The organism is Paenibacillus sp. MY03 (genome assembly GCF_002165585.1).
Lineage (GTDB): Bacteria > Bacillota > Bacilli > Paenibacillales > Paenibacillaceae > Pristimantibacillus > Pristimantibacillus agaridevorans.
Genome location: NZ_MXQD01000006.1, coordinates 245,131 through 271,082, shown reverse-complemented (window position 1 = coordinate 271,082; position 25,952 = coordinate 245,131). Strand labels below are relative to the sequence as shown.

25 protein-coding genes and 1 other annotated feature are annotated in these 25,952 nt (G+C 53.5%); of the genes, 17 read left to right on the top strand and 8 right to left on the bottom strand.

The annotated features are described in order from the left end of the window. Positions 1 to 27: 27 nt before the first annotated feature. Complete coding sequence (gene gltC / locus B1748_RS07230) at positions 28 to 936, top strand: glutamate biosynthesis transcriptional regulator GltC (protein WP_087567204.1); 909 nt, start codon at positions 28 to 30, stop codon at positions 934 to 936. Positions 937 to 1,012: 76 nt separating this feature from the next. Here gltC and B1748_RS07225 read toward each other — a convergent pair whose 3' ends face one another. Together B1748_RS07225 and B1748_RS07220 are read right to left on the bottom strand one after the other, a co-directional pair. Continuing rightward, positions 1,013 to 1,684, bottom strand: a complete 672-nt coding sequence (locus tag B1748_RS07225; RefSeq protein ID WP_087567203.1) for a zinc metallopeptidase — start codon at positions 1,682 to 1,684, stop codon at positions 1,013 to 1,015. A gap of 35 nt (positions 1,685 to 1,719) precedes the next feature. Beyond that, a complete protein-coding gene (locus B1748_RS07220) occupies positions 1,720 to 2,151 on the bottom strand; it encodes a MerR family transcriptional regulator (RefSeq protein ID WP_087567311.1) in 432 nt (143 codons plus the stop codon). Between the two features lie 431 nt (positions 2,152 to 2,582). Here B1748_RS07220 and B1748_RS07215 point away from each other — a divergent pair, with 431 nt between their 5' ends. The 3 genes from B1748_RS07215 to B1748_RS07205 are packed head-to-tail and all read left to right on the top strand — an operon-like array spanning position 2,583 to position 5,811. Continuing rightward, positions 2,583 to 3,953, top strand: coding sequence for an ammonium transporter (locus B1748_RS07215; RefSeq protein ID WP_087567202.1), 1,371 nt, complete (start codon positions 2,583 to 2,585; stop codon positions 3,951 to 3,953). Positions 3,954 to 3,990: 37 nt separating this feature from the next. Then, complete coding sequence (locus B1748_RS07210) at positions 3,991 to 5,058, top strand: DUF294 nucleotidyltransferase-like domain-containing protein (RefSeq protein ID WP_087567201.1); 1,068 nt, start codon at positions 3,991 to 3,993, stop codon at positions 5,056 to 5,058. Positions 5,059 to 5,076: 18 nt separating this feature from the next. Next, complete coding sequence (locus tag B1748_RS07205) at positions 5,077 to 5,811, top strand: 3'-5' exonuclease (protein ID WP_087567200.1); 735 nt, start codon at positions 5,077 to 5,079, stop codon at positions 5,809 to 5,811. On the opposite strand, the gene B1748_RS07200 is transcribed toward B1748_RS07205, so the two are convergent. Next, complete coding sequence (locus tag B1748_RS07200; RefSeq protein ID WP_087567199.1) at positions 5,797 to 6,243, bottom strand: M67 family metallopeptidase; 447 nt, start codon at positions 6,241 to 6,243, stop codon at positions 5,797 to 5,799. The genes B1748_RS07205 and B1748_RS07200 overlap by 15 nt on opposite strands. A 68-nt stretch (positions 6,244 to 6,311) precedes the next feature. Continuing rightward, on the bottom strand, positions 6,312 to 7,562 hold the full coding sequence (locus B1748_RS07195) for an MFS transporter (protein WP_087567198.1): 1,251 nt from the start codon (positions 7,560 to 7,562) through the stop codon (positions 6,312 to 6,314). 149 nt (positions 7,563 to 7,711) lie between these two features. Here B1748_RS07195 and B1748_RS07190 point away from each other — a divergent pair, with 149 nt between their 5' ends. Further along, positions 7,712 to 8,269, top strand: a complete 558-nt coding sequence (locus tag B1748_RS07190) for a TlpA family protein disulfide reductase (protein WP_256975563.1) — start codon at positions 7,712 to 7,714, stop codon at positions 8,267 to 8,269. 69 nt (positions 8,270 to 8,338) lie between these two features. Here the strand turns inward: B1748_RS07190 and cimA are convergent, their stop codons facing one another. Then, the gene (cimA, locus tag B1748_RS07185) at positions 8,339 to 9,958 is read right to left on the bottom strand and encodes a citramalate synthase (RefSeq protein WP_087567197.1); all 1,620 of its coding nucleotides are present in this window, start codon (positions 9,956 to 9,958) and stop codon (positions 8,339 to 8,341) included. 236 nt (positions 9,959 to 10,194) lie between these two features. Between cimA and B1748_RS07180 the strand changes: the two genes are divergently transcribed. From B1748_RS07180 to B1748_RS07170, 3 genes are all read left to right on the top strand, one after another. Then, entirely contained in the window at positions 10,195 to 11,481 is a 1,287-nt protein-coding gene (locus tag B1748_RS07180; protein ID WP_087567196.1) for a DNA polymerase IV, read from the top strand. Between the two features lie 80 nt (positions 11,482 to 11,561). After that, on the top strand, positions 11,562 to 11,804 hold the full coding sequence (locus tag B1748_RS07175; RefSeq protein ID WP_087567195.1) for a ferredoxin: 243 nt from the start codon (positions 11,562 to 11,564) through the stop codon (positions 11,802 to 11,804). 308 nt (positions 11,805 to 12,112) lie between these two features. Continuing rightward, positions 12,113 to 13,519 (top strand): L,D-transpeptidase, encoded by a 1,407-nt coding sequence (locus B1748_RS07170; protein WP_179215440.1) that lies wholly within the window; start codon positions 12,113 to 12,115, stop codon positions 13,517 to 13,519. Between the two features lie 16 nt (positions 13,520 to 13,535). On the opposite strand, the gene B1748_RS36765 is transcribed toward B1748_RS07170, so the two are convergent. Continuing rightward, positions 13,536 to 13,676, bottom strand: coding sequence for a hypothetical protein (locus B1748_RS36765; protein ID WP_179215439.1), 141 nt, complete (start codon positions 13,674 to 13,676; stop codon positions 13,536 to 13,538). Positions 13,677 to 13,855: 179 nt separating this feature from the next. On the opposite strand from B1748_RS36765, the gene B1748_RS07165 reads away from it, so the two are divergent. The 5 genes from B1748_RS07165 (at position 13,856) to B1748_RS07145 (ending at position 19,082) form a co-directional block, all read left to right on the top strand. Further along, positions 13,856 to 14,953: a quinone-dependent dihydroorotate dehydrogenase gene (locus B1748_RS07165; protein ID WP_179215438.1), complete on the top strand. Its 1,098-nt coding sequence runs from the start codon at positions 13,856 to 13,858 to the stop codon at positions 14,951 to 14,953. Between the two features lie 17 nt (positions 14,954 to 14,970). Beyond that, positions 14,971 to 15,774, top strand: coding sequence for a GTP diphosphokinase (gene yjbM, locus B1748_RS07160; RefSeq protein ID WP_087567193.1), 804 nt, complete (start codon positions 14,971 to 14,973; stop codon positions 15,772 to 15,774). A gap of 111 nt (positions 15,775 to 15,885) precedes the next feature. Further along, on the top strand, positions 15,886 to 17,448 hold the full coding sequence (locus B1748_RS07155) for an RsmB/NOP family class I SAM-dependent RNA methyltransferase (protein WP_087567192.1): 1,563 nt from the start codon (positions 15,886 to 15,888) through the stop codon (positions 17,446 to 17,448). Further along, the gene (locus B1748_RS07150; protein ID WP_087567191.1) at positions 17,449 to 18,240 is read left to right on the top strand and encodes a pseudouridine synthase; all 792 of its coding nucleotides are present in this window, start codon (positions 17,449 to 17,451) and stop codon (positions 18,238 to 18,240) included. 35 nt (positions 18,241 to 18,275) lie between these two features. Further along, the gene (locus tag B1748_RS07145) at positions 18,276 to 19,082 is read left to right on the top strand and encodes a Cof-type HAD-IIB family hydrolase (RefSeq protein WP_087567190.1); all 807 of its coding nucleotides are present in this window, start codon (positions 18,276 to 18,278) and stop codon (positions 19,080 to 19,082) included. A 141-nt stretch (positions 19,083 to 19,223) separates the two neighbouring features. On the opposite strand, the gene B1748_RS07140 is transcribed toward B1748_RS07145, so the two are convergent. Beyond that, on the bottom strand, positions 19,224 to 19,316 hold the full coding sequence (locus B1748_RS07140; RefSeq protein ID WP_087567189.1) for a sporulation protein YjcZ: 93 nt from the start codon (positions 19,314 to 19,316) through the stop codon (positions 19,224 to 19,226). A gap of 244 nt (positions 19,317 to 19,560) precedes the next feature. Continuing rightward, on the bottom strand, positions 19,561 to 21,306 hold the full coding sequence (locus B1748_RS07135) for a DEAD/DEAH box helicase (protein ID WP_087567188.1): 1,746 nt from the start codon (positions 21,304 to 21,306) through the stop codon (positions 19,561 to 19,563). A gap of 125 nt (positions 21,307 to 21,431) precedes the next feature. Here B1748_RS07135 and B1748_RS07130 point away from each other — a divergent pair, with 125 nt between their 5' ends. The 4 genes from B1748_RS07130 (at position 21,432) to leuS (ending at position 25,583) form a co-directional block, all read left to right on the top strand. After that, positions 21,432 to 21,632, top strand: a complete 201-nt coding sequence (locus B1748_RS07130) for a YwbE family protein (protein ID WP_087567187.1) — start codon at positions 21,432 to 21,434, stop codon at positions 21,630 to 21,632. A 31-nt stretch (positions 21,633 to 21,663) separates the two neighbouring features. Beyond that, on the top strand, positions 21,664 to 21,993 hold the full coding sequence (locus B1748_RS07125; protein ID WP_087567186.1) for a hypothetical protein: 330 nt from the start codon (positions 21,664 to 21,666) through the stop codon (positions 21,991 to 21,993). Beyond that, complete coding sequence (locus tag B1748_RS07120; protein WP_087567185.1) at positions 21,981 to 22,745, top strand: GNAT family N-acetyltransferase; 765 nt, start codon at positions 21,981 to 21,983, stop codon at positions 22,743 to 22,745. Before B1748_RS07125 ends, B1748_RS07120 begins: the two co-directional genes overlap by 13 nt. Before the next feature lie 110 nt (positions 22,746 to 22,855). Then, positions 22,856 to 23,080, top strand: a binding site (T-box leader). A gap of 61 nt (positions 23,081 to 23,141) precedes the next feature. Beyond that, positions 23,142 to 25,583, top strand: coding sequence for a leucine--tRNA ligase (gene leuS, locus B1748_RS07115; protein ID WP_087567184.1), 2,442 nt, complete (start codon positions 23,142 to 23,144; stop codon positions 25,581 to 25,583). The last annotated feature ends 369 nt before the right edge of the window (positions 25,584 to 25,952 follow it).

Here is a 25,952-nt window from a genome sequence, read left to right as displayed (position 1 = left end):
GCACGGGAACGGGAGAGTATATCCAGTATGGAACTTCGACAGCTATATTACTTCGTAAAAGTAGCAAAAAAAGAACATGTCACACAGGCGGCCGAAGAGCTGCATGTGGCACAGTCGGCTGTCAGCCGCCAAATTCACCAACTGGAGGAGGAGCTTGGCGTAAAGCTCTTCGTCCAAAAAGGGCGTAATTTGCAGTTGACGCCGGTGGGACAGTTGTTTCTTAAGCGAGCGGAGGCGATATTGGCCGATCTGGAGCGCGCAGTTATAGAAATACAAGAATTTATGGATCCGGAGAAAGGGGAGGTAAGGTTAGGCTTCCCGCACAGTCTCGGTATTTCGTTAATACCGCAGGTCGTGGCATCATTCCGCAAGCAACACCCTAACGTCAAGTTCCGATTCAAGCAAGGGATGTTCCCATCCTTGATTCGAGATTTGGTTAAGGGGGAGATCGACCTCGCCTTTATCTCGCCGTTTCCCAGAGAACATGAGCAGGTTTGCGGGGAAGTATTGTTGACGGAAGAGTTATATGCCATCCTGCCGCCGGGCCACGAATTGTCGAATCGGCATTCGATCGAGCTTATCGAGCTTAAAGACGAGACCTTCGTATTATTCAGTGAAGGGTACTCACTAAGACCAATTGTGTATGAAGCTTGTCAAGAGGCTGGATTCGAGCCTAAAATCGGCTTCGAGGGAGAAGAGACGGATACGATCAGAGGGCTTGTGGCGGCCGGTATGGGCGTTAGCCTGTTGCCTGAGATGGCGTTGTTCTATTCGGGGACTCTTCAGCCGGTCAAGGTGCGGATAAGCGCCCCATCCGTGACGAGAACAATCGGACTTATTCATCGGAAAAACGAGAAGTTGCCATTAGTGGCGAAGGTCTTTCATTCTTTCCTGCTTCGTTACTTCCTGGACTATAACGCTAAGCGTGAACAATAATTGCATAACTTCGAACCAATAAGAAGGCCGTCCCGCATATTGCGAGGACGGCCTTCTTATTGGTTGATCCATTATTTTATTCGCGGTTCTGAGTGAACATCAGAATGTAACGAATTAGCTCCAGCAGGGATAAGAGCGCGGCAGCTACATACGTAAGGGCAGCTGCATTTAATACTTTGGCCACGCCCTTCGCTTCCTCTTGGTGCACGAAACCTTCGGTTATCATCAGGCTTCTCGCGCGATTGCTGGCATTAAATTCGACCGGCAGCGTAATCAGTTGGAAAGCGACCGCGACGGAGAAGAAAATAATACCAAGTCCGATCAAGCCGAAGGCGTTAAAGATAAACCCGCCGATAAGCAGAAACGGCGCAATGCCGGATGCGAAGTTAACGATCGGAAAGATGCGGTGTCTGGCAACCAGGAACGGATAGCTGACCGAGTGCTGGATCGCATGGCCTACCTCGTGACACGCGACGGAGATGGCTGATATCGTGTTTTCGTAATAAACCGGCTCGGACAACCTTACAACTCGGTTAATGGGGTCGTAGTGGTCTGTGAGCGATCCAGGAACGGGCTCAATGGGTATATGGTGGAGGCCGTTGTTGTCCAACATTCGACGTGCGGCTTGATAGCCTGTCAGTCCGCTGGTGGCGGGCACCTGAGCCCACTTCTTGAACGTGCCCTTCACTCGGAACTGCGCCCAAATCGTAAGGGCGAAGGCTGCGATAATTAGAACCATCATAAACATCTCTTCATTCCTCCAGATTGATGTGACTTCATCCGTTACATGAGCGAGCTCTTGTTCATGAGCAACATGAGCGCTTCTATGCACGCCGCTGTCTGAGGCATGATTCGCGTATAAAATCTGCCTGCCTTTCGGGGCCCGAGCTGCTTAATGACGGGCTCCAGCTCCTTTACCTCGCGTTCCAGCCGAGAAAGGTGCTGCTGGATTTCGGTCAACTTCAGCGATATATGCTCGTCGGGCGTCACTTTGCTCCATGAGTCCAGACTCGACTTAATCTCATCTAACGTATATTTGTCTTTTTTCATCTGCTCAATACGTTCGAGGCGCTGCAAAGTTTCATCTCCGTACAGTCTGTAATTTTTTTCGGAGCGCCCCGAAGGTTCAATCAAACCGAGGGAAGTATAATAATCAATCGTTCGAGAGCTTATCTGCGCCAGTTTGGCCAATTCGCCGATACGGTACAATCTCATCTCCATCTTTACCACCGCCCTATATGATTTCAATTTCTATGATAATAGGTAAGTAACCATACAGTCAAACGTATTGCTTGAATCGTATCCCATCTTCATTGGAGTGGAGTTCATTCATCCCGTATTAATGGATCCAAATATCCCTTCATGAAGGAGGGGCGTTGCTGTTTGAATTTATCGTGCAAGTAAATCTGACATGATGAGTAGAATCGGCCTCGAATTATAAAAAGCGAATAATAGATGTCGAGATAACATATTAATAGACAAAAACCCCATCGAATCCTAACGTTCGTACCATATTCACAGTCGAATGTTAGATTTTTTTTGAAAAAATGAAAAAAGCATATTGTCAAATGACCAACTGCTGAATATAATGACAATATGTCTTTCGTGAAATGTCATGAAATATAACATCCAAAGGAGTGGTCGTATTGATTAAGAAAACTTTTCTTGCTCTAGGTTTGATGACAATTTTGTTCCCGGTAGCAGCATTTGCCGAGGATCCGTCGGGTGCAACGCTTGACATGGGACTTAACTCTCTATGGGTTATGCTGGCATTCATACTCGTACTTCTGATGCAAGGCGGATTCATTCTTCTCGAAGCAGGTTCGACCCGGATGAAGAATGCCGGTCACGTAGCGGGCAAAACGATCTTTACGGTTGGCCTTGCGGCACTTATCTACTGGGCTTTCGGTTACGGCATTGCGTTCGGCGGCGACAGCGGCCTTAGCCAATTCATCGGTTGGGGGGACTTCTTCTTCGACCCTCAACTGGCAGGCGATGCTGCAGCAGGCGATTCCTTCCCTAATGGCGTATTCTTCTTGTTCCAGCTGGCATTTGCCGCGATCTCGTTATCCATTGCATGGGGCGGCTTCGCGGAACGTGCGAAACTATCCTCTTACATTGTATTTACACTGTTTTTCGTTGGTTTGATCTACCCGATCGTTGCCCACTGGATCTGGGGCGGCGGCTGGCTGGCCGAAGACGGCGCGCAAGACTTCGCCGGTTCCACGGTCGTTCACTTGACAGGCGCCCTTGCCGCATTCGCAGCAACGGTTCTTCTGAAGCCGCGTATCGGCAAATTCAACAAAGACGGTTCCGCTAACGAAATTCTCGGTCATAACCAAGTATTTACGGCATTGTCCGTATTGCTCCTGTGGGTTGGCTGGTTCGGCTTTAACGCAGGCTCCACGGTAGCGATCGGCGACGGATTTTTTACTTATGTAGCATTCACGACGATGCTGGCTGCTGGCGCCGGCGGTGTAGCTGCACTGCTAATTTCTTGGGCCGTAACGGGCAAAGCCGACATCACGGCTATGCTAAACGGTACGCTTGCAGGTCTCGTAGCAATTACGGCATCATGTGCATTCGTCGATCCTTGGGCAGCTGTCGTTATCGGTCTGGTAGCAGGTATGCTTGTGTTCTACAGCGTGAAAATGTTCGAGAAGCTGAAAGTCGACGATCCGATCTATGCCCTGTCCGTACACGGTATGGCAGGTATTTGGGGCACGCTGGCGAACGGAATCTTTGCAACGCAAGAGCTTGCCGACAAAGTCGGCGTTGGAACAGGCGGGCTTATCGATACTGGCAGCTGGAAGCAGCTGTGGGTGCAATTCGAATCCGTAGTCGTAGTAGGCGCGTTCGTCCTTGTCGCTTCTTTCCTCGTGCTTGGCGTTATGAAGATGATCATGGGCTTCCGCGTAACGGAGGAGCAAGAAATTATCGGTCTTGACCTCAGCGAGCATGGAGCTTATGGTTATCCTGAGCAAATGAAGAAACCGGGCCAAACGTTCGAAGGTTAATGAGAGCATTAGACGGATCGAAGGGGGAGAGCGGCGCATGGGCGATCCGGCACGTTCGCAGCACTTCAAAAAGATTGGCGCCGCCGATCGAGTGGGAGGGCTGCGATGCTTGCGAGATCAAATACACGAGCAGATGGAAGCCCTTCTCCCTGTAAGACCGGTCGAACAATTAAATGAACAATTAAACGAGACGCATGATGCCTTGATAACCAAGGCGATCATGCTCTCCGAAGCGGACATGGCACGGATGGGGAAAGGGTCTCCCCCCGTGCCTTACGCCTATTTATTGTTCGGCAGCGGCGGGCGGAAGGAGCAGACGTTGTCCAGCGATCAAGACAGCGGCGTGGTCTATCGGGATCCGGCGGAGAACGGAGAAGAGGTCAAAGCTTATTTTCTTGAATTATGTCAATTGATTGTAAGCAATTTGATTACCATTGGATATCCGCCTTGCGAAGGCAAGGTGTTAAGCGACAATCCGGATTGGTGCAGCTCGCTGAGCGAATGGCGAGAGCGGCTGGAAGGCTGGTTCAGGGAACCTGCCTGGGAGTCCGTCCGTTATTTGCTCATTATCGCAGACGGAAGATGCGTGTACGGTGACGAGGGCATTGCCGAGGCTCTAAAGGATATTTATTATTCCGATATGTTAAACCATCCCGTCATTATTAGGCGTATGATCGAGAACACGATGCGGCATAAGGTGCTCGTTGGCGTTTTCGGGCAATTGCTGAAGGAACGGTATGGCGAAGATGCAGGCAGTCTCGACATTAAGTATGGCGCTTATATTCCAATGGTCAATTCGATTCGAATGATGGCGATTCAAGCGAATGTAAGGGGAACGTCGACGTTGGAGCGCATACGCAAGCTAATCGACATTGGCAAGCTGTCGCCAGCCGATGGGGAGCAATACGAGCAAGCCTTCCGTTTCATTTTGCGCTTGCGATTAATGACAACGGAACAGAAGGAAGACGGTTTGTATGCTAACAACGGCAAGCTGCATAGCAGCAAGCTGTCCAAAGAGATGACGGACGAGCTCAAGAGCAGCTTGCGGATAGGCAAACGCCTGCAGCGGGCGGTATACCGTCAGGCGATGGGAAGGCTGATGTAAGGTAAGGCGGTGGTCTCAATGAAGGAACAAAAAGGCGTAGGCCGCATGTGGAGTCTATATAAAATGGGGGGTGTCACGCCTGCCATCGCGTCCATGCTAGGCTCTCAGAACGCTCAGCAAATGGCATTTATTCGCAACGCCAATCGGGAGCAGCGCAAGCAATCCTTGCTTGAAACGCCTCTGAGGGAGCTGGAAACCGTCGTTTTTGATTTGGAGACGACAGGTTTTAATCCTAATCATGGAGACGAAATTATTTCGTTCGGGGCCGTCGTCGTGAAAGGCGGAGAGCTGTGCGAGACAGAGACCTTCTACAGCCTCGTCAATCCGCGCCGAACCATACCGAGATCCATTGTGGAGCTTACGGGAATCACCAACGGGATGGTGCAGGACGCTCCGGATCTGATGACGGCGCTTCATGACTTTATGGCTTTCGTAGGCCGCAGATTGCTTGTTGCGCATGCCTCCGGCCATGACAAACAATTCCTCAACGCGGCATTATGGCGAACGTCCAAGGTGAATTTGAACCATCGGGTTCTCGATACGATGATGATTGCGAAGTGGCTGGAGCCAAACCGCGATGGTTATAGTCTGGATGAATTGCTTGCGGGCAGCTGCATTCCGATTACGGTGCGTCATCATGCGCTGGAGGATTCTCTAATGACGGCGCGATTGTGGCTTCATTATTTAGATCAAATCGTTGAGCGAAACGTATTTACGTTAGGCGATTTGTACGCCTATCTAAGCAAACACTAGCTGGGCGGGCATAAATACGCCGTCCTGATGACGATAAGGCTGTACTACCGGAGCAGAGGGATCGGTCAGGGAAATAATCCAATATTGGAAGCCGGAATGAAAATGAAAGCCTTCGCCGTCGCGATTCGATGGAATCGCTGCGGTATTAGGGTGCGAGTGGAAGAAGCCGACAAGCTGTTGTCGGTTTTTTTCCATGGAGAAACAGGCGGCTGTCCATTCCTCCGGATCGAAGTAAAAAGAGTCGGAGGGATGGGGGTGAATATTGCGAATCGGCAAAATGATGTCAATGGAATGCCGCTCTTTTTCCCGGGCGAGCACGCCGCAAGCCTCATTCGGGAGGATGCTTCCGCAATAGTCGAGAAGCATCGAGTAAGCTGCCTTGGTGATGGATGTACGAGCTTCGTTATTAGGGTACGAAAGTGAAAGCGACATGACGTCTCCTCCCGAATTGCAGCAACTTCTTATCGATAAGTAAGTATACCGCGAAACCCAGGGTGTTGTTAAGCTTTGGATTGCCGTTTCGGAGGTTTGATTGTTAGAGCGACGGCGATCAACAGCCCCGCGCTTAAGAGGGTTAGAATGACAAACAAACCCGTAACGGATTTATCGGCCATCCAGCTAAAGAAGGGAGGCCCAATCGCTACGCCAAGAAAACGAAGACTGTTGTATAACGAGGTCACCATGCCTCGATGCGATCGATCGACGGATCCTGTAATAAGGGTATTGAGACAAGGGAGCAGCAACCCTGTTCCAATGCTGCACAAGGTAATAAAAATGATTAAGGCGATAAAAGCCGAATGCCAGATGGAAGCGGCTGTAAGGGACAATGACATCAGACCGATCCCGGACAACATTAGGACCTTCATCCTGTCGCCATTTTTGCGAATTCCCTTCCCTGTCGAGTAGGCCGTAATGACAAGCCCGAGCAGCGGAATGGCCAGCAGTCCGCCTTTGGCAACGCCGTCTATCGATAGGGGAGGTTTTTCGGCCATATCCGACAGATAGAACAAAACGCCGAATAAAATAAACAAGCCGAGCGAACCGGCCAGATAGGCGGTAAACAGCCATTTTCCTTCTTTGGCATAGATCGCCTTCATTTCTTTCCAATACGTTTTGAAAGGCGTGGGTTTGCCTTCATGTTTAGGTTCATGTATCAGCCATAGAACGGCGCAAAATGATCCTGCGCAAAACAGGGGAAACGCGAAGAACGGCGCATACCATGACCATAAACCAAGCAAAGAGCCTAGAATAGGGCTGATGACTTTCCCTGCGCCGTTGGATGCTTCGATAAGTCCCAGCGCTTCGCTTTCTTCCCCGTCTTGATAAAGGTCGCCTACAAGCGCCATGGCGATCGGCGCCGTGCCAGCCGCCGCCATCCCCTGCAATGCCCGCGCTCCAATGAGAATGCCGTAGGATTCCCAAACGGCGCCGAGTCCCGCCAATATCCCGGCACCGCCATAGATCGCCAGCGCGGGCAAGATGACAGCCTTTCGGCTCATCCGATCGGAGATATATCCGATAATGGGTATGAAGAGAGCGGCTGAAACGGAGAATAAGGTAATGACAAGACTGGATTGAAACTTGCTTAGCGACATGGCTTCCGCCATATCCGGGAGAATGGGAACGAGGATGGAATTTCCCAGTACAAGTACGAGCGGTACAGTTGCGAATGCTGCATATTGCAACCACGATGACTTAGTTTCTTTGGTAGCGCTGGATGTTCGTTTTCCATGAGCCTGTGCTCGTGACATACCGTTCCTCCCGTAGTCATGAACGCATTCAGCCTTAGCAGACTGTGCTTATGACGGATTTATGGCTAATCTGCCCATTGTCTTGAGCTTCCATACCTCGCGTGGTACGATGGGAACAATGAATAGGGTTAACGGAAGGAAGGACTAAAGTGAAAAAAACGGCAGCGTGGTTTATCACGGCTTTTTTGTTAGCAGGGCTGGGCATCTTTCAATACATGCAGCAAGGCGCCGCTGCCGCAACGGGGCTGGCGTCGCCAAGCGGCTTTAAGCCAAAGGCGGGATACGAGTCCGCGGCCATATCGCTCCCGGGCATGGACGACGCTATCCATACGATAGGCGGAGGAGCCGGAGAAAAGCTGTTATTCGTCAACTTCTGGGCTTCCTGGTGCGGACCTTGCGTGATGGAGGCTCCCGATCTGCAGAAGCTGCATGAACAGTATGGAGATGTCATGGAAATGTATGGCGTCAACTCTACGAATTACGATAAGGAACGTTCGGCGAGGGAGTTCGTCGAAGAGTTTGGCCTAACGTTCCCAATGTTAATGGACCGGGAAGGCACGATTACGAAGCTGTATAAGGTTAATAATTTCCCAACGAGCTTCCTGATTGACGGCAACGGCGTCATAAGGGAACGGATTAACGGAGTCGTTACGTACGCAGAATGGGAGAGGCTCATTCTGAAGTGGTCGAAGCCGAACGCGGCATAACAAAAAAGCAGTTAGCGGAAGGCGCAAAGCCTTGAACGCTAACTGCTTTATTTGTTTCATCTTAAGCCGTTAATGATTGACGAGCCCCAGTCTCTCCACGAACTCCGATTCCGTACCGTCTCCAGTTGTCTTGGACATATGAAGCAGCGCATAACGGATGCTGTCGAGAAGCGCTTCCCAGCTGGCTTCTATTACGTTGCTGGATACGCCGACCGTACTCCAGGTATTGTCGAGTCCGGTGGATTCCACAAGCACCCGTACTTTGGCGGCCGTGGCGTCTTTCTCGTCGATGACGCGGACCTTGTAGTCGGACAAGTGAATCTGTTCGATGCGCGGGAAAAATTGCACGAGCGCTTTGCGCATTGCGTTGTCGAGAGCGTTGACGGGGCCGTTGCCCTCCGCGGCCGTCAGCACGATCTGACCTCCCACGTTGATCTTGACGATGGCTTCGCAGATCATGCTGGCGTTCGACTTCTCCATATGGATCTTAAACGATTCTACCTTGAAGATTTGGACCACGTCGGTAAAAGCGTCGCGCAAAAGAAGCTCAAGCGAGGCGTCGGCGCCTTCGAATTGATAGCCTTGATGCTCCAGATCCTTGATCTGCTCCATAATTTGTTTCGTCTTCTCGTTGTTGGAGGTGATGTCGAGTCCAAGCTCGGTCGCTTTGGAAATAATATTGCTTTGACCGGCAAGCTCCGACACGAGAATTCTCTGCTTGTTCCCCACAAGCTCGGGCTCGATATGCTCATAAGTCTTGGCATCCTTCATGATCGCGGAGACATGGATGCCGCCCTTATGGGCGAATGCCGCGTTGCCGACGAAAGCTTGACCGACCGGCATATGAACATTGGCGATCTCGCTAACGTAACGGGCCGTTCCTGTCAGCAGGCGAATACGGTCGTCTTCAAGGCAGGAGTAAGCCAGCTTGAGCTGCAGGTTCGGAATGATGGAGCACAGATTTGCGTTGCCGCAACGCTCGCCGTAACCGTTCATCGTGCCTTGCACCTGGCGCGCGCCAGCCTGGACGGCAGCCAGCGAATTCGCGACGGCAAGCTCGCAGTCGTTATGAGTGTGAATGCCGATCGGCGTATTCAGTTCTTCCTTGACGCGGGAGACGATCTCATGGATCTCGTTGGGCATAGTGCCGCCGTTCGTATCGCAGAGCACGAGCCAGTCCGCTCCGCCTTCCTGCGCCTTGCGAAGCGCTGCAAGGGCATATTCCGGGTTGTTTTTGTAGCCGTCGAAAAAGTGCTCGGCGTCGTACATCGCTTCCATGCCGTGGTGTTTAAGCAGCGCGAAGGAGTCGAAGATCATCGCCAGATTTTCTTCCAGCGTCGTCTGGAGCGCCGTATGGACATGGAAATCCCAAGCCTTGCCGACCAGCGTGGCCGCCGGTACGCCGGATTCGATAATCCGGAGCAGGCTGGCGTCGTGCTCGGCGACGCTGTTCTTGCGGCGCGTGCTTCCGAACGCGGTAATCTTGGCATTGAGCTTCATCGTCTTTACGCGCTTGAAAAATTCGATATCCTTGTTGTTGCTTCCGGGATTGCCGCCTTCAATATAATGAACGCCCAAAGCGTCAAGCTTTTGTGCAATCTTCAGCTTGTCATCTGCCGATAAGCTGATCCCCTCGCCTTGCGTGCCATCGCGCAGCGTCGTGTCAAAGATGAATATTTGTGCGGACATTTCTAAATGTGCCTCCTTCACAGAGCCTCTGATGGAATCATAATACATGATTATACCACTTTATCTTCCTAAAGTAGAGAGGGAAGTTGCAATTCCGGCCTACTATCTATATAGGGAATGCGGTATCTTGGCGAACAAACGTTTGTTGTTCGGCATTGACTTGAACCTTGCCTAATTATATGCTGAGGAAACAAGCGGTACAACCCAACATTCTGCAATTGGCGGTGAACTTGTCCATGAGCGGCGTAGAAGAGCATTATCCTGCCAAAGGCAGAGTAATCATCCATCTCGATATGAATGCGTTCTATTGCTCCGTGCACGAAGCAGAAGAGCCTGACGTATATAAGAATAAAGCAACGGCGGTCTCCGGCAGCATCGAGCAGCGCAAAGGCATCATTGTCACCTGCTCGTACGCAGCCCGTGCGAAGGGCGTCAAGACAGGGATGCCGGTGCGTCAAGCCGTCAAGATGTGTCCGGATATCATCTTGATCAAGCCGGACTTCCATCTGTACCGGAAGTACTCCAGAGGATTTTTGTCGATCGCTCGCGCTTATACGCCGATGGTGGAATCCGTCTCCATCGACGAATGTTATATGGATATTACGGGCTCCAAGCTGATGGGAACCCCGCTGCAGATCGCGGAATCGCTGCAGCGACGCATATTGACGGAGTTGGCGCTTCCATGCTCCATCGGCCTTGCCCCTAACAAGCTGCTCGCCAAAATGGCATCGGATATGAAGAAGCCCAACGGCTTGACCGTCCTCCGCATTCGCGACGTGCCTCAAGTGCTGTGGGATAAGCCATGCAATCTATTATTCGGCGTTGGAGGCAAGACGGCCGCCAAGCTTGCAAAGCTGAATATCCATACGATCGGAGAGCTGGCGGCGGCCGATGAGAGCATGCTGATCAAGCAATTCGGAACCGTCGGCGCCTGGATGAAGTCGGCCGCGCACGGCATCGATCATTCACAGGTTAATCCGCATCGGGATCAGAATAAGTCCATCGGCCATACGACGACGCTGCCGCAGGACTTAACGAAGCGGGACGATATATTTCGTGTGCTGCTCAATTTGGCCGATCAGACGGGGCGCAGGCTGCGCAGGCAGAAGCTTGTCGCTTCAACGGTTCAGATCACGATCCGAAGGCCAGACATGACGACCATTACGAGATCCCATACCGTTCCGGCGCCGATCCAGACGACGGAGGAAATCACGAAAGAAGCGCGGGCGCTCTATCTAAAACATTGGATCGATGGGGAGCCGATTCGCCTTCTGGGAGTTACGCTGCAGAATTTAACCCCCATCTCGGAATCCGCTCTTCAGTTGGATCTATTCAGCTTTGAGGAGCAGCCCCGCAAGGAATCGCTAACGAAGGTGATGGACGCGCTTCGGGACAAATTCGGAGAGGACGCCGTTCTGACCGCTGGCATGCTTGGCGACGATCCATCTTCCTTGATCAGAAACAAACGAATTCGAGGTACATCCTTGCAAAAAGACGATACTTTGTTATATATTGATGAGTGAAGGAACGAGCCGTACCGGCATATTTGGATAATATATTATTGGAACGGATTTATCCGTAGATTATAAAGGAGGAGAAAACCATGGCTAAGTTTACATGGGTAGAGAAAGACACATGCATCGCTTGCGGTGCTTGCGGAGCGACGGCTCCCGACATTTATGATTACGACGACGAAGGTTTGGCCGAGGTTATTTTCCAAGGCGACTCCAATAGAGGCATAACCGAAATTCCGGATGACATGTACGACGATCTGCAGGACGCTTGCGACGGATGTCCGACGGATTCTATCAAAATCGCCGACGAGCCTTTCAACGCCGAAGGCTAAATATAGTGCGTGTTCAAAAAGTTCGGTTTTCAGCACCGAGAAGATGGAACGAAAGTAGAAACTGAGGAGCGGAGCGTAGTGGAAGCTACGTGAGCACCGGAAGTTTCGCTTGCGTTCCATATTCGATGTCGAGTAGGCTTCTTGGCATACTTCGTGATCAAAAGCGGACTTTTTGAACTTCCTCATAGACGTAATTTCTAAAGCTCTTCGACCATTATGGTGCGAGGGGCTTTTTTTTGCGCGAGGTTATGCCGATATATTCCAAAAGAAGAGTGGAAATCGTCGTAATCGACCAGGAGGCATGGATGATGGAACAATCAAAATTCGATAAACCCGAAGATATTATATATTTGAAGCAATTCGTCAAAAAACATCCCGACAATAAGATGGGATGGTACTTGCTTGGCAAACATTACCGCGACGCAGGGAAGGAAGGAAAAGCGAATTATTGCTTTATTCAGGCCGGAGATATCTATGACGCCTTCGAACAATCCAGTCATCCGCTAGCCGTATCGACGAATCAATTGGAAGAGCTCAAGGCATGGGAGAAGCGGAAGAAGCGCAAACGTCTTGTTCGCAACGTAACGGTCATAGCGGTACCGCTATTGCTGCTTGCGCTGCTGATCCCATCCATCGGGAATCAGCAGCAAGTACCCGGCGATGATGCCGTTCCGGCTGTCGCCGACGGGAGCCCGGGGCTTGGCGTCGTACTGGTTCCGCGCAAGGAGAAGACCCCCGCCGGGTATGCATTCGGCGAAGTGATGAAGGCCGGCGGCGAATCGCCGCCGAAAGTCATAGCAGCCCATCTCGAGGAGAAGGGGGGCTGGAAGCAATGGAACGGCAATGCAAGGCTATTGATGGAGATGGAGCGTGGCAGCGGACAGGCGCAATTCGAGGTGAGCATGCTGGACCGGAACGTCTGTGCATGCGATCCCGCCGATGCCAAGCCGGCAGCAAGCCGATTTGCCGAATGGAAAAAAGAGCAAGAGCAGCATTGGACGTTATCCAGCGCTATTGTGCAATATCGAAATTTGTATAAGAAGTGGCCGGAAAATCTGGATGCGCTTGTACGTCCCTACCCGCACAACGTATTGTCCGGAGAAGGAGAGGGGATGGCTGAGATGTTCCCCGATCTGCTCGCCAAGCTGAAGTTATCGGCATCGCAAGCGGAGAATGCGAAACCTCAGACCGGCGGACAAGGCACCAAGGATGCGGCTGCTCAGATTGCAGGCGCAACGTCTATCGGCTCCTACGGCTTGTTCCAACCGGATTGGAGCAAGCCGCTGGAGATCGTAATCGATGTGTCGAACCATACGCTTGCCGTCGTGCATAACGGCTTGATCGTCCGCAGCTACAGGGTAGGACTTGGCGGTTCGAAGACGCCGGAGGGCAGCTTCTTTATCAGCGAGAAGGTGAGGGATCCCAACGGCGGAGACGGGATTTTTGGCTCGAGAGGCATGACTTTGTCCAACACGCTGTACGCCATTCATGGCACGAACGACAAGGACAGCATCGGCAAGGACGAGTCGCTTGGCTGCATCCGATTGGGAGAAGCCGACGTCGAGGAATTGTTCGACATGGTGCCGCTCGGGACGCCGGTGCAAATTAAAAACGGGACGCTTCCACCCGATGCCAAGGCGCCGCAGGAACGATTCCGGCTTGCGCCCAAGCAGGACGAAAGCAATCCCGCGAAGGTATATCGATGGCTGACATAAGGTAGTCGTCAGCAGCTTAGGAGAAGACGATAAGAAGGACGGATACGGCTACGATTACGAAGCCGACGATGGAGCCGATCCAGACCAGCGCCTTCTTGTTCACTTCTTCCTTAGGTTTAACCTTCATTGTAGCCGGTTTGCGTTTAGGTGCGCTCATGGGAATCAACCTTTCTAATAATAATCACTTATATGCTTGTATTGTAATCGTTTTCCGCGGATGCCGCAATACAAGGAGATGGACGGAGCCTCGGGCACATGGTGCAAGGCTCTTTTCTTTTTGATTCAAAACGGATAAACTGTCTGATAGAGCACATACTGCGGAACGGAGTGAACTTCTTGCTTTATTCATCTCTTCTTAAACCGATTTTCTTTAAAATGGACCCGGAGAAGGCGCATCACCTGGTCATCGACGGCATGGCCGCATGCGGCAAAGTACCCGGACTCGGAGCGCTTATGAACGCGATGTACGGCGTACCTGACATTCCGGAGCTGCGAACGAAGGTACTCGGCATTTCTTTCCCTCATCCCGTGGGGCTGGCCGCCGGGCTGGACAAGAACGGAGTCGCCGCGGACGGCTTCTCCAGCATCGGTCTCGGCTTCGCCGAGGTGGGTACTGTAACTCCGAAGGGGCAGGCGGGCAATCCCCAGCCAAGGCTGTTCCGGTTGCCTCCGGACGAAGCGCTGATCAATCGGATGGGCTTCAACAATCACGGAGCGGACGCAATGGCGGCATCGCTCGCGCGCCGCAGGATTAACCGAATTCCGATCGCGGTCAATATCGGCAAAAACAAGGATACGCCGAACGAGCTGGCCCATGAGGATTATCAAGCCTGTATTCGAACGCTGTACGATTTTGGCGACTTCTTCGTCGTAAATATCAGCTCGCCGAACACGCAGGGCTTGAGGGATCTGCAGCATGGCGATGAGCTAAAGAAGCTCTTGGACGCCGTTATGACGGAGATGGACGCGCAGGCGAGGAAACGCGGCAAGGAAACGAAGAAAGTGCTGGTCAAGATCGCGCCGGATATGTCGGACGATCAGCTCTCCCATACGGTGGCGACGATAATGGACAGTCGGGTATCGGGCATCATCGCCACGAATACGACATTGTCGCGCGATGGCTTGTCTCACGCCCATGCGGGAGAAACTGGCGGCTTGAGCGGAAGGCCGCTTACACGGCGATCCACCGAGGTTATCGCGGCCGTATATCGACAGACTGGCGGAAGATTGCCGATTATCGGTTCCGGCGGAATCTTTACGGCGCAAGACGCATACGATAAAATTCGCGCGGGAGCTTCGCTTGTTGAGATCTATACGGCATTAATATATAAAGGACCAGGATTGCAGCGCGAGCTGACAAGCGGGCTTGTCGAATGCTTGCGCAAGGATGGCTACCGCAACATTGCCGAAGCAGTAGGCGCAGATCATCGTTAGAAACAGGAGGCGGCCGGATGGACGGTAGAGACTGGAGTCTTTTTCTACAGCCTTATGAACAAGCGGTTGAGGAATTAAAGGTTAAATTCAAGACGATGCGCGTAGAGCTCAAAATTAGAGAGGCCTACGCGCCTATAGAATTCGTAACAGGAAGAGTAAAACGGATCTCCAGCATTCTGGAGAAGGCTCGGCGGCTTGGCGTAGCGCCGGATCGGCTGGAGGATGGGATCGAGGACATCGCGGGCATTCGGATCATGTGCCAGTTCGTGGACGACATCCATCGGGTGGCAGCGCTGATCCGGACTCGCAAGGATCTGGAGCTTGTATACGAAAAAGATTACATTACGAACTACAAGGACAGCGGATACCGAAGCTACCATATTATCGTCAAGTACCCCGTGCAGACCGCACTGGGCTTCAAACACGTATTAGCGGAGATTCAAATCCGCACGCTTGCGATGAATTTCTGGGCTACGATCGAGCATTCGCTTAATTATAAATTTAAGGAAAGTCTGCCCGAGGATGTGCGGAACCGGCTCAAGAAGGCGGCCGAAGCGGCCTTCTTGCTGGACACCGAGATGACAAGCATCCGCGAGGAGATTCTTGACGCGCAGACGGAGTTCGAAGAGCAGTCCAATGCGGTATCCCGCGTGCTGAACGGAATACAGGATTTGTATTTCTACCATCGCGTAAGAGAAGCGGCGCAGTTCCAGATCAAGTTCAACGAATTATTTGAACAGCAGGACTATCATGCGCTGCATACCCTGTCGATCGAAATAGGAGCGGCCATCGCGAAGGCCAAAAAAAACAATCAATCTTAAGCGGCGGAGTTACTCCGCCGAGCGAATAACCTCCAGCTCGCCGGCATGGCGTTGCTCGGAGGTTATTCTATCCGGGAAGCGGCAGCCTTAAAGCAGCGGGAGGAAACATTAATGAAGGTGGATCTGCCGACACGGTTTATCGACAAAATGAAGCAATTGTTAGGCGAGGAATTCGATGAGTTCATGGCTTCTTACGAAGCGCCGAGAGCGTTCGGCCTGCGTCTAAATCCACTCAAAGTAACGAAAGAGGAATGGCGCGAGCTTAATTATCTACAAAATCCGGATCGTCTTATCCCTTGGACGGAGAACGGCTTCTATTACAAGGAAGAGGAGCGACCCGGCAAACATCCTTTTTACCATGCGGGGTTGTATTATATTCAAGAGCCGAGCGCGATGCTTCCCGCCGAGCTGTTGGACGTAAAGCCGGGACATCGGGTGCTCGATCTGTGCGCGGCTCCGGGAGGCAAGTCGACCCAGATTGCCGGGATGCTCAAAGGGAGCGGCATTTTGGTAGCGAATGACAACGCAAGCGAGAGAACGAAGGCGCTGGCCAAAAATATCGAGCTCGCAGGCATCAGAAACGCAATCGTTCTAAACGAAGAACCGGCAGCCATCGCCAAATCGTTTCCGGAATGGTTTCATCGCATATTGGTGGATGCGCCTTGCTCCGGCGAAGGAATGTTCCGCAAGGCTGATTCTATGGTCGGCGATTGGGAGAAACATTCCGTGCAGAAGTGCAGCGCCATGCAGCGCGATATTTTGAACCACGCCGCGAAGATGCTGGCGCCAGGCGGCTTGCTATTGTATTCGACCTGCACTTTCTCGCCGGAAGAGAACGAGTCGCAGATTGCTTCCTTTCTGGAGGAACATCCCGACTTCGTTGTGGAGCCGATTCAGCATGAATGCGGACTACGAGCCGGCCGTCCGGATTGGGTCGATGAAGCGACTGCAGCAAGTGCGGGGCCAACCATCGTAAGCTCCTTGAGCGGGACCGCGCGGTTATGGCCGCATGTAATCGAAGGCGAAGGGCATTATGCCGCGTTGCTCCGTAAAAAGTGGGGGAGCGGGGCGACGGAGATCGAATTAGAGCGTCCAAAGGTTTCGACGACCGCGATTGCAGCAGCTGCGACTCCTGCCCTTGCCGGCAAGATGAAAGAGCAGCGCCTACGTAAAGACGGGAAGGGCAAAGGAGCAAAATCGGGAAGCTCGGCTTCCGATCAAACTCCGGTCGAGCTGTGGGAGGCGTTTTGCAAGCAGCAGCTCATACTCCGGGAGGGGGATTGGGGCAGCGTTACCTTCTCCTACGGAGAGCGTCTCTATATGCAGCCAGCGGGCGTGCCTTCTCTGGACGGGCTTAAGGTTGTCCGTGCAGGCTGGTACGTTGGAGAGGTCAAATGGAACCGCTTTGTGCCGTCTCAGGCGCTGGCGATGGGGCTTCATAGGGATGAAGCGTCTCTGGTATTGGAATTGGATGGCCTGGACGGAGATGAAGTTATCCGTTACTTGCGAGGCGAGACGTTATTCGTGGCAGAAGATCGCATCATCAAAGGGGCAGGCGATAAGAAGATAAAAGGTTTCGTACTGGTATGCCTGGCGGGTAGACCGATCGGTTGGGGCAAATATGAGAACGGCGTGCTCAAAAATGAGCTGTCGCCGGGATGGAGGCGAACATAAATGGGAGATAAGCTGAGACTGGACAAGCTCCTCTCCAACATGGGATACGGTTCGCGGAGCGAGATCAAAAAGGCGGTCAAGGCAGGCAAGGTGGCAGTGGACGGCGTCATAGCAAAGGACAGCGGCCTTATCGTCGACGTATCGTTGCAGGAAGTGACTTGCGAAGGGGAGCGCGTCGAGTATCGCAGCGTTATCTATCTCATGCTGAACAAGCCGGCCGGCGTCGTCTCGGCGACGGAAGACAAACGGGACAAGACGGTCATCGACCTGCTCCGTCCGGAGGATACGCGGCTTGCTCCTTTCCCGGTCGGCCGGTTGGACAAGGATACGGTAGGTCTGCTGCTGCTGACAAACGACGGCGTGCTCGCGCATGAGCTGCTGTCGCCCCGCAAGCATGTCGACAAGACGTACGAAGCGCTGGTAGCCGGTAAAGTGGACGAAGACGATGTCAATCGCTTTGCCTCCGGCGTAACGTTAGATGATGGATACGAGACGATGCCTGCCGAGCTTGTCATCGCGAGCGTCTACGAGACAGGGGTAGACGGGGAAGGACGGTCAGGAGGTTCGGAGTTCCGCTCGCTTATTACATTGACGATTCGCGAAGGGAAATTCCACCAGGTTAAAAGAATGTTCCAAGCCGTAGGCAAAACCGTTCTGACGCTTAAGAGACTCTCCATGGGGCCTCTCACGCTTGACGAATCGCTGCCAGAGGGCGCTTATAGAGAGCTCACGGACGAAGAAGTAGAAGGATTGAAGGCGCATCGCGGAAGCGAACGCACGTCTCGGCTATAGAGTTCGACAATCGAGAGAGACAGGATGGTGGAGACATGCAACGCAAATTTGATTTGATCGCGCTCGACGTTGACGGTACGCTGCTTACGGACGAACATCTTTTGCCTGAGAGGGTGAAGGAAGCGGTAAGAGAATGCGCTCGGCAGGGCGCAGAAATCGTGCTTTGTACGGGCAGAGGGCCGATGGGCGCATTCCCCGTGCTGGAGGAGCTTGGTCTGAACGGCACTTTAATTACGCATAACGGGGCCGCAATCGTGGAGTTCGAGGATCGGTCCATTACTTTCCAGTTCGACATTGACGGGGAGCTGCTGGAGCCTTATTTGGTTTATTGCCGGGAAAAAGGGATTCATTTTGATTTGAATACGGCTTATGACATGTTAGTAGAGAGCGTTTCTGAGGCTGCGGAGGCGATGTATTTGCAGCATAAGACTGTTCCGACGGTGCTTCCGGCTGGAGGCGAACTTCCGGAAGGGCTGGTGAAGCTGTCCGTATTCGGGTCGAAGGAAGAGATCGACATGGTGCAAGGGGATTGGGAGCGGGATGAACCCGGACTTCAGCTTATCCGCAGCGGCGATCTGTTTATCGACATCCAGCATCCCGAGGCTAGCAAAGGCAGCGCTTTGCGAAGACTGGCAGAGCAAAAGAATATCCCTTCGGAACGGATTCTCGCGATTGGCAATTATTTTAACGATATATCGATGCTGACTTTCGCGGGACTGGGGATTGCTATGGATAATTCCCCGGATGGCGTCAAGGAGGCAGCCGATGTTGTCGTTGGGACTAATAATGACGGCAGCGTGGCAACTGCGCTTAGAGAATATGCAATCAATCCTCAGCATTAACGGGTTAGAATCAAGAATCGCTTATAAGAAACGGCGGAGCGGGATTAAAGTCCCGAACTCCGCCGTTTTTTTGCTCATATCAGGCATCAAGAACTCCGTCCGTTAGAACGGAGCTTTAAGCGTTATAGATGCAAGTGCTTCTTAATACCAGAATACCTTCGATATGATGACCAGAAGGATGAACAGAACAAGGATTGTACCTACCGACGAGTAGCCTCCATGCACACCAGACATTTTGTTGCCTCCTAAAAAAGGGATTACCGAAGAAGGACGAGTTTGTTCAAATAGAGGAGAGTATCGCATACTCCTCTATTTCTCGGAATGAAAGTTGCCGCTCGCCAGAGGACGATGCAGCCATTTCATCTTGAGAGGTGGGAATCTCCAACATTCGGCTTACTGTATTGTATGAATTACCCCTAAAAAGGATTGGACGCCAGTCTAGTCGGTTCGAAAATGGGCTACACGCGCGGAAACGCAATTATCTGCCTCGTCCTCCAGGTTTGCCGGAGCGGCCGCCCGGGCCCCCAGGAGACTTTACTCCGCGCGATCCGCCGCGTCCGCCTGCACCGCCGGATGGGCGGCCTGCACCGCGTCTGGACGAATCCGTTCCTTGTCCGCTCCTGGCGGACAAAGCGGTATTACGTTTGCCGCCGCGCTCTCCGCTAGCCTTGCCCCGTCCGCCGGCATTTCTGCCGCTGTCATTGCGACCGCCGCGCTCATTGTTGCCGCCTCTGCCCGATACGCGCTTATCACTGCTGTCTCGTCCTGCTTCCCAAGGGTTGGAGCTGAATTCGTCAGTCGAACCCGCAACAGCCGCCCGCCCGCTTCCCGAGCGACGGTCTTCGCCGCGTCCGGAGGCTCCTCTCCGCGCTTCCGCGTCACGTTCGCGCCCGCCGCCTGGGCCGCGCGTCTTGCCGGCTGCCGATCCGCGCGCGGAGCCTTGTTCGGCCCCGCGTCCGCGCCCGCCGCGTCCGCCCGAGGCGACGCCGCGTCCGCCATCTCGTCCGCCGCGTACGCCGCGTCCTCCGCTGCGTTCGGAGGATTTGCGACCTGCCGCTTCGCCGCGTTCGCCGCCAGATCGAGCGCGGCTGCTCTCGGTCACTGAACCTTCGCGATCGATGGCTCTATGCTCCAGCCGCGCTTGAATGCCTTTTTCGATGAGGACCAGCTTGGAGCCGTCGTAGGGGGTTGCCAACGTAATCGCCATACCCTTGTGGCCCGCGCGGCCCGTTCTTCCGATTCGGTGGATATAAATTTCGGAGTCTTGCGGCACATCGTAATTGTAGACATGCGTAACGCCCTCGACATCGAGACCTCGCGCCGCGACGTCGGTAGCGACCAGCATCTGCAGCTTCGCATCGCGGAACCGCTTCATCACTTGCTCACGCTTCGCCTGGGTCAAGTCGCCATGCAGCTCGTCGCTTTCGAAGCCTGCATCCTGAAGCTCTTTGTTCAGCTTCTTGGCCCGCACCTTCGTTCGGCAGAAGATAACGGCAAGATAGGGGCGGTGCTGCTCGAGCAGATGGATCAGCGCTTGCTGCTTGCCGCGGTCCGTCGTCTCGATGACTAGCTGGCGTATGTTGTCGAGCGTCACATTCGCGCTGCGAATCTGTACATCCTCCGGCGCGTTCATATATTCCGCCGCCAATTTGCGGATGGCATCCGGCATCGTGGCGGAAAACAGCATCGTCTGACGCGACCGCGGCGTTTGCGTAATAATGCTTTCCACCTCCGGCAGGAAGCCCATGTGAAGCATTTGATCCGCTTCGTCAAGGACCAGCATGGACAGCTTGCCGAGATTAATCGTGCCGCGCGTCATATGGTCAATGAGACGTCCGGGCGTGGCGACGACGATATGGGGAGAGCGCTGCAGCTTGCGAATCTGGGCGTCGACGTCCTGGCCGCCATAGGCGGCAAGCACCCTTGCGCCGACGACAGGGGCAAGCTTTTTGATCTCTGCCGTAATCTGGATGGCCAGCTCGCGCGTCGGTGTCAGAATAAGGGCTTGTACCTGCTCCTTCTCAACGTTAACGCGCTGGAGCATTGGAAGAGCGAACGCCAATGTCTTGCCGGTGCCCGTCTGAGCCTGCGCAATAACGTCTTTATCCTGGAGCAGCATGGGGATCGTCTGACGCTGTACCGGCGTAGGAGCCGCAATTCCCTGTTCCTTCAATAATGCAGTAAGCTCCGGCGTAATGCCTAGAGAGCTGAATGTTGTGGACATATTCCATAATTCCTCATTTCATCTATTCGTATGATGCCTAGTATAACAGTTCGGAGGGTCGAGTGCATCTTGAAACTTGCTATGATAAAATGAGGCGAAGATAAAGGAAGCGAGGAAAACGCATCATGAATGGAACGATCCGGGCCAACGTCAAGCCGGGGCTTGAAGTCAATATCGTGCTGAAGCAAGACCAGAGAACGGGCAAGCTGACGAAGGGCGTTGTCAAAGAGCTGCTAACGAATTCGCCGAACCATCCTCATGGCATCAAGGTCCGGCTGACGGACGGGCAGGTTGGCAGAGTGAAGGAAATATTGACGAATCCGTAATATCAAATTTCAGATCGGGGAGGCGCGGCGGTTGGCGTTCGGCATAAAAAGAGACGAGATGAAGCAATGGAAGGCGGCCGTCGCCCGCGGCGAAATCGCCTTCTTGACCCATTATTGGCTGGATCCCAAATTTCCATGGATGACAACGGTCACGAAGGTCGGCTGTTCCGATTTGGACAAGCTGTCCCGCTGGTGCGTGGAGAACGGTCTTCCGCCGCAGCATATCCATGCCCGCGACGACTATCCTCACTTCGACCTCATAGGAGGCAAACAGGTCGAGATCCTAACCAAAGAGAAATTATACGATCAGCTTGAACGGTTCCGGCTGTTGGAGGGGGAGACGAAGGAATGGAAGCGATAGCGGCGGAATACAAGCGGCTCGAGGAGATCAGCCTTAATGGCTGGCCGGCGCTCCAGACCGTGCTGCTTGGCGGCTGGCTGGTTCGCTTCGCGGACGGCTACACGAAACGGTCCAACTCCGTCAGCGCGATCTATGACGGTTTTACGAAGGCGGACGAGAAAATCCGGATATGCGAAGCGTTGTATCGCGCGAGAGGGCTGGCGCCGGTATTCAAGGTGACGCCTTTCGTGCATCCCGGGGATCTGGACGACAGGCTGCGGAGCAGAGGGTACGGGAAGATTGACCATACGCTGGTCAAGACGGCGCCCTTGGCCGGTATCGAGGCTCCCTCGCGCGAGGACTTGACCTTGACCGAGGAGATAACCGAGGTATGGCTGGACGCCGTTACGGAGCTCCAAAGGCTGACCCCCAGCCAACGGGAGACGACGCGCCGCATGTTCGCTAACCGCCCTCTGAAGCAAGGCTTCGCCATGCTGGAGGAGAACGGGAGGCCTGTCGCCTGCGGCCTCGCAGTCATAGAGGATGGCTGGGCGGGACTGTACGATATCGTGACGGCGCCAGAAGCAAGGGGGCGAGGTTTCGGAGAAGCGATAACGCGGGGGTTATTCCGCTACGCGCATAAGCTAGGGGCGAGGATGGGGTATTTGCTCGTCGTGAGGGACAATGCCGCGGCGAATGGGCTGTACGACAAACTCGGCTTCGAGACGGTGTACGAGTATTGGTATAGAATCGGCACGAACGGTAAAGCTTGACACTGCCAAGGCGTACCTTATATAATTTGATTTAATTGATTTGCCTTATATGAGAGTTCAAAAAGTTTCTAGGCTTCGTGATCAAAAGCGAACTTTTTGAACTACCTCTGTATGAAGCGTTGAAGAGGAACAGTACTTGCGTAGCGGGGCCTAGAGAGCCGGCGGTTGGTGGAAGCCGGACCCATGCGCGCGGGGAAGCTCGCCTTGGAGCTGCGGGATCGTTAATCGCGAAGTCCGCCGTAATGTCCGCGTTAAGGACATCAAGTGAGCGAACGGCAAAGTATGCCTTCGCTAACTAGGGTGGTACCACGGGAGAATGACCTCTCGTCCCTAGCGTTAATCCGCTGGGGGCGGGAGGTTTTATTTAGTTTTCAGACCTGATTAGGAGGAAGTTACATGAGTCAAGAGCAGCAGCGCCATGGCTACAATCCATTGGAGATCGAGCCGAAGTGGCAGCAATATTGGGACGGCAACAAAACTTTTCAAACGAAGGAAGACAGCGGCAAGCCGAAATTCTATGCGCTAGATATGTTCCCTTACCCGTCCGGGGCAGGCTTGCACGTCGGCCATCCGGAAGGTTATACGGCGACGGATATCGTATCCCGCTACAAGCGGATGAAGGGCTACAACGTCCTGCATCCGATGGGCTGGGACGCGTTCGGCCTCCCGGCGGAGCAGCACGCGCTCGATACCGGGCAGCATCCAAGAGATATCACGTTCAAAAACATCGACAACTTCCGCCGCCAGATCAAATCGCTTGGTTTCTCTTACGACTGGGACCGCGAATTCAGCACGACGGATCCCGACTACTACAAATGGACGCAATGGATTTTCATCCAGCTGTATAACAAGGGACTGGCTTACGTGGCCGAAGTTCCGGTCAACTGGTGTCCGGCTCTCGGAACCGTGCTGGCGAACGAGGAAGTCATCGACGGCAAAAGCGAACGCGGGGGCCATCCCGTTATCCGCAAGCCGATGCGTCAGTGGATTCTGAGAATTACCGAATACGCGGAGCGACTGCTGGAGGATCTGGAGGAGCTCGACTGGTCCGAGAGCATCAAGGACATGCAGCGGAACTGGATCGGCAAGTCGACAGGCGCCGAAGTGACGTTCGACATCGAGGGGCACGACTCTGCGTTGGTAGTCTTTACGACGCGTCCCGACACGCTGTTCGGCGCGACGTATTGCGTAGTGGCGCCGGAGCACGAACTTGTCGCCGGGATTACGACAGACGAGCATATGCAGGCGGTTAAGGCGTATCAGGAAGCTGCAGCCCGCAAGAGCGATCTGGAGCGTACCGACCTGGCGAAGGAGAAAACGGGCGTATTCACAGGTGCCTATGCGATTAATCCGGCAAACGGCGAGAAAACCCCGATCTGGATTGCCGATTACGTGCTTGCAGGCTATGGCACGGGAGCAATCATGGCTGTTCCGGGCCACGATACGCGCGACTGGGAATTCGCGAAGCAATTCGGCTTGCCGATCATCGAGGTTGTTTCCGGCGGGGATGTGGAAAAAGAAGCGTATACGGGCGAAGGTCCGCACGTCAACTCCGACTTCCTGGACGGTTTGAATAACGAAGACGCTATTAGCGCGATGATTAAACATTTGGCTGAGACCGGCAAAGGTCAGGGCAAAGTGACATACCGTTTGCGCGACTGGCTGTTCAGCCGCCAGCGTTACTGGGGCGAGCCTATTCCGATTCTCCATCTGGAAGATGGCACGATGAAGACGGTGCCGGTAGATCAATTGCCGCTGCTGCTGCCGGATGTCGACGCGATCAAACCGTCGGGCACAGGCGAATCTCCGCTGGCGAACGTGACGGACTGGGTGAACACCATTGATCCGGAGACGGGGATGAAGGCTCGCCGCGAGACGAACACGATGCCGCAATGGGCGGGCAGCTGCTGGTACTATCTGCGCTTTATCGATCCGAAAAACGACAAGGAAATCTGCTCGCCGGAGAAACAGAAAGAATGGCTGCCGGTCGATCTGTACATCGGCGGAGCCGAGCATGCGGTGCTTCATTTGCTCTACGCGCGCTTCTGGCATAAGGTGCTGTACGACCTTGGAGTTGTTCATACGAAGGAGCCGTTCTACAAGCTGGTGAACCAAGGCATGATCCTGGGCACCAACAACGAGAAGATGTCCAAGTCGCGCGGCAACGTCATCAACCCCGACGATATCGTAGGCGAATTTGGAGCAGATACGCTGCGTATGTACGAAATGTTTATGGGTCCGCTGGAAGCGACGAAGCCTTGGAATACCAACGGCGTGGAGGGGACTTACCGCTTCCTGTCGCGCGTATGGCGACTGTTCGTTAACGAAGACGGCAAGCTGAACGCAAAGCTGACGGATAACGACGAGACTAGCGACGCGTTCAAGCGGACATGGCATCGCTCCATCAAGAAGATCACGGAGGACTACGAGAATCTCCGCTTCAATACGGTAATCAGCCAATTGATGATCTTTGTCAACGAAGCTTACAAGACAGAATCGCTTCCGAAGGCGGCAATGGAGCAATTCCTGCAGATGTTGTCCCCGATCGCGCCGCATATCGCGGAAGAGCTGTGGGCGCTCATTGGCCGCAGCGAATCGATTACGTACGCGGCATGGCCGGAGCATGACGAAGCTTGGACAGTCGACCAAGAGGTTGAGATCGTCGTACAGGTTAATGGCAAAATTGCCGATCGCATCTTCATCGCGGCGGATATGAACGAAGCCGATATGGAGGCGCTGGCGAAGGGGCAAGACAAGGTTCAGGAGCTGATCGCCGGCAAGACGGTGCGCAAAGTAATCGCCGTCAAGGGCAAGCTGGTTAACATCGTGGCGAACTAACCGCGAACAAGGGTCGGAGTGAAGAATGATAATCCGGACTTAACTGTATAAGTGCGAGTTCAAAAAGTTCGGTTCTCAGTACCGAGAAGATTGGATGAAGCTAGGACCTGAGGAGCGGAGCGTAGTGGAAGCTACGTGAGCACCTGCAATGTTTCCGGAGGAAACATACTTCGTAAGCATATGCTTGGGTTCGGCAAACCTCGGGCCCCGCGAAAGTAATCGGAATTGACATCGAAGCTTCCCTTCACTTTCGTGGGTATCAGGAAATATTCGATGTTGAGTAAGCTTCCAGAATTGCTTCGTAATGGGAAGCGGACTTTTTGAACAACCTCTATAACGCAAACCCGAAGAGGTGAGCGGGCATTAGCT

What these genes read in the sequence shown, in the direction of transcription:
- gltC (WP_087567204.1), top strand. Translation starts at nt 28, where the DNA reads ATGGAACTTCGACAGCTATATTACTTCGTAAAAGTAGCAAAAAAAGAA.
- B1748_RS07225 (WP_087567203.1), bottom strand. Translation starts at nt 1,684, where the DNA reads ATGTTTATGATGGTTCTAATTATCGCAGCCTTCGCCCTTACGATTTGG.
- B1748_RS07220 (WP_087567311.1), bottom strand. Translation starts at nt 2,151, where the DNA reads ATGAGATTGTACCGTATCGGCGAATTGGCCAAACTGGCGCAGATAAGC.
- B1748_RS07210 (WP_087567201.1), top strand. Translation starts at nt 3,991, where the DNA reads ATGGGCGATCCGGCACGTTCGCAGCACTTCAAAAAGATTGGCGCCGCC.
- B1748_RS07205 (WP_087567200.1), top strand. Translation starts at nt 5,077, where the DNA reads ATGAAGGAACAAAAAGGCGTAGGCCGCATGTGGAGTCTATATAAAATG.
- B1748_RS07200 (WP_087567199.1), bottom strand. Translation starts at nt 6,243, where the DNA reads ATGTCGCTTTCACTTTCGTACCCTAATAACGAAGCTCGTACATCCATC.
- B1748_RS07195 (WP_087567198.1), bottom strand. Translation starts at nt 7,562, where the DNA reads ATGTCACGAGCACAGGCTCATGGAAAACGAACATCCAGCGCTACCAAA.
- cimA (WP_087567197.1), bottom strand. Translation starts at nt 9,958, where the DNA reads ATGTCCGCACAAATATTCATCTTTGACACGACGCTGCGCGATGGCACG.
- B1748_RS07180 (WP_087567196.1), top strand. Translation starts at nt 10,195, where the DNA reads ATGAGCGGCGTAGAAGAGCATTATCCTGCCAAAGGCAGAGTAATCATC.
- B1748_RS07175 (WP_087567195.1), top strand. Translation starts at nt 11,562, where the DNA reads ATGGCTAAGTTTACATGGGTAGAGAAAGACACATGCATCGCTTGCGGT.
- B1748_RS07170 (WP_179215440.1), top strand. Translation starts at nt 12,113, where the DNA reads ATGGAACAATCAAAATTCGATAAACCCGAAGATATTATATATTTGAAG.
- B1748_RS36765 (WP_179215439.1), bottom strand. Translation starts at nt 13,676, where the DNA reads ATGAGCGCACCTAAACGCAAACCGGCTACAATGAAGGTTAAACCTAAG.
- yjbM (WP_087567193.1), top strand. Translation starts at nt 14,971, where the DNA reads ATGGACGGTAGAGACTGGAGTCTTTTTCTACAGCCTTATGAACAAGCG.
- B1748_RS07155 (WP_087567192.1), top strand. Translation starts at nt 15,886, where the DNA reads ATGAAGGTGGATCTGCCGACACGGTTTATCGACAAAATGAAGCAATTG.
- B1748_RS07150 (WP_087567191.1), top strand. Translation starts at nt 17,449, where the DNA reads ATGGGAGATAAGCTGAGACTGGACAAGCTCCTCTCCAACATGGGATAC.
- B1748_RS07145 (WP_087567190.1), top strand. Translation starts at nt 18,276, where the DNA reads ATGCAACGCAAATTTGATTTGATCGCGCTCGACGTTGACGGTACGCTG.
- B1748_RS07140 (WP_087567189.1), bottom strand. Translation starts at nt 19,316, where the DNA reads ATGTCTGGTGTGCATGGAGGCTACTCGTCGGTAGGTACAATCCTTGTT.
- B1748_RS07135 (WP_087567188.1), bottom strand. Translation starts at nt 21,306, where the DNA reads ATGTCCACAACATTCAGCTCTCTAGGCATTACGCCGGAGCTTACTGCA.
- B1748_RS07130 (WP_087567187.1), top strand. Translation starts at nt 21,432, where the DNA reads ATGAATGGAACGATCCGGGCCAACGTCAAGCCGGGGCTTGAAGTCAAT.
- B1748_RS07120 (WP_087567185.1), top strand. Translation starts at nt 21,981, where the DNA reads ATGGAAGCGATAGCGGCGGAATACAAGCGGCTCGAGGAGATCAGCCTT.
- leuS (WP_087567184.1), top strand. Translation starts at nt 23,142, where the DNA reads ATGAGTCAAGAGCAGCAGCGCCATGGCTACAATCCATTGGAGATCGAG.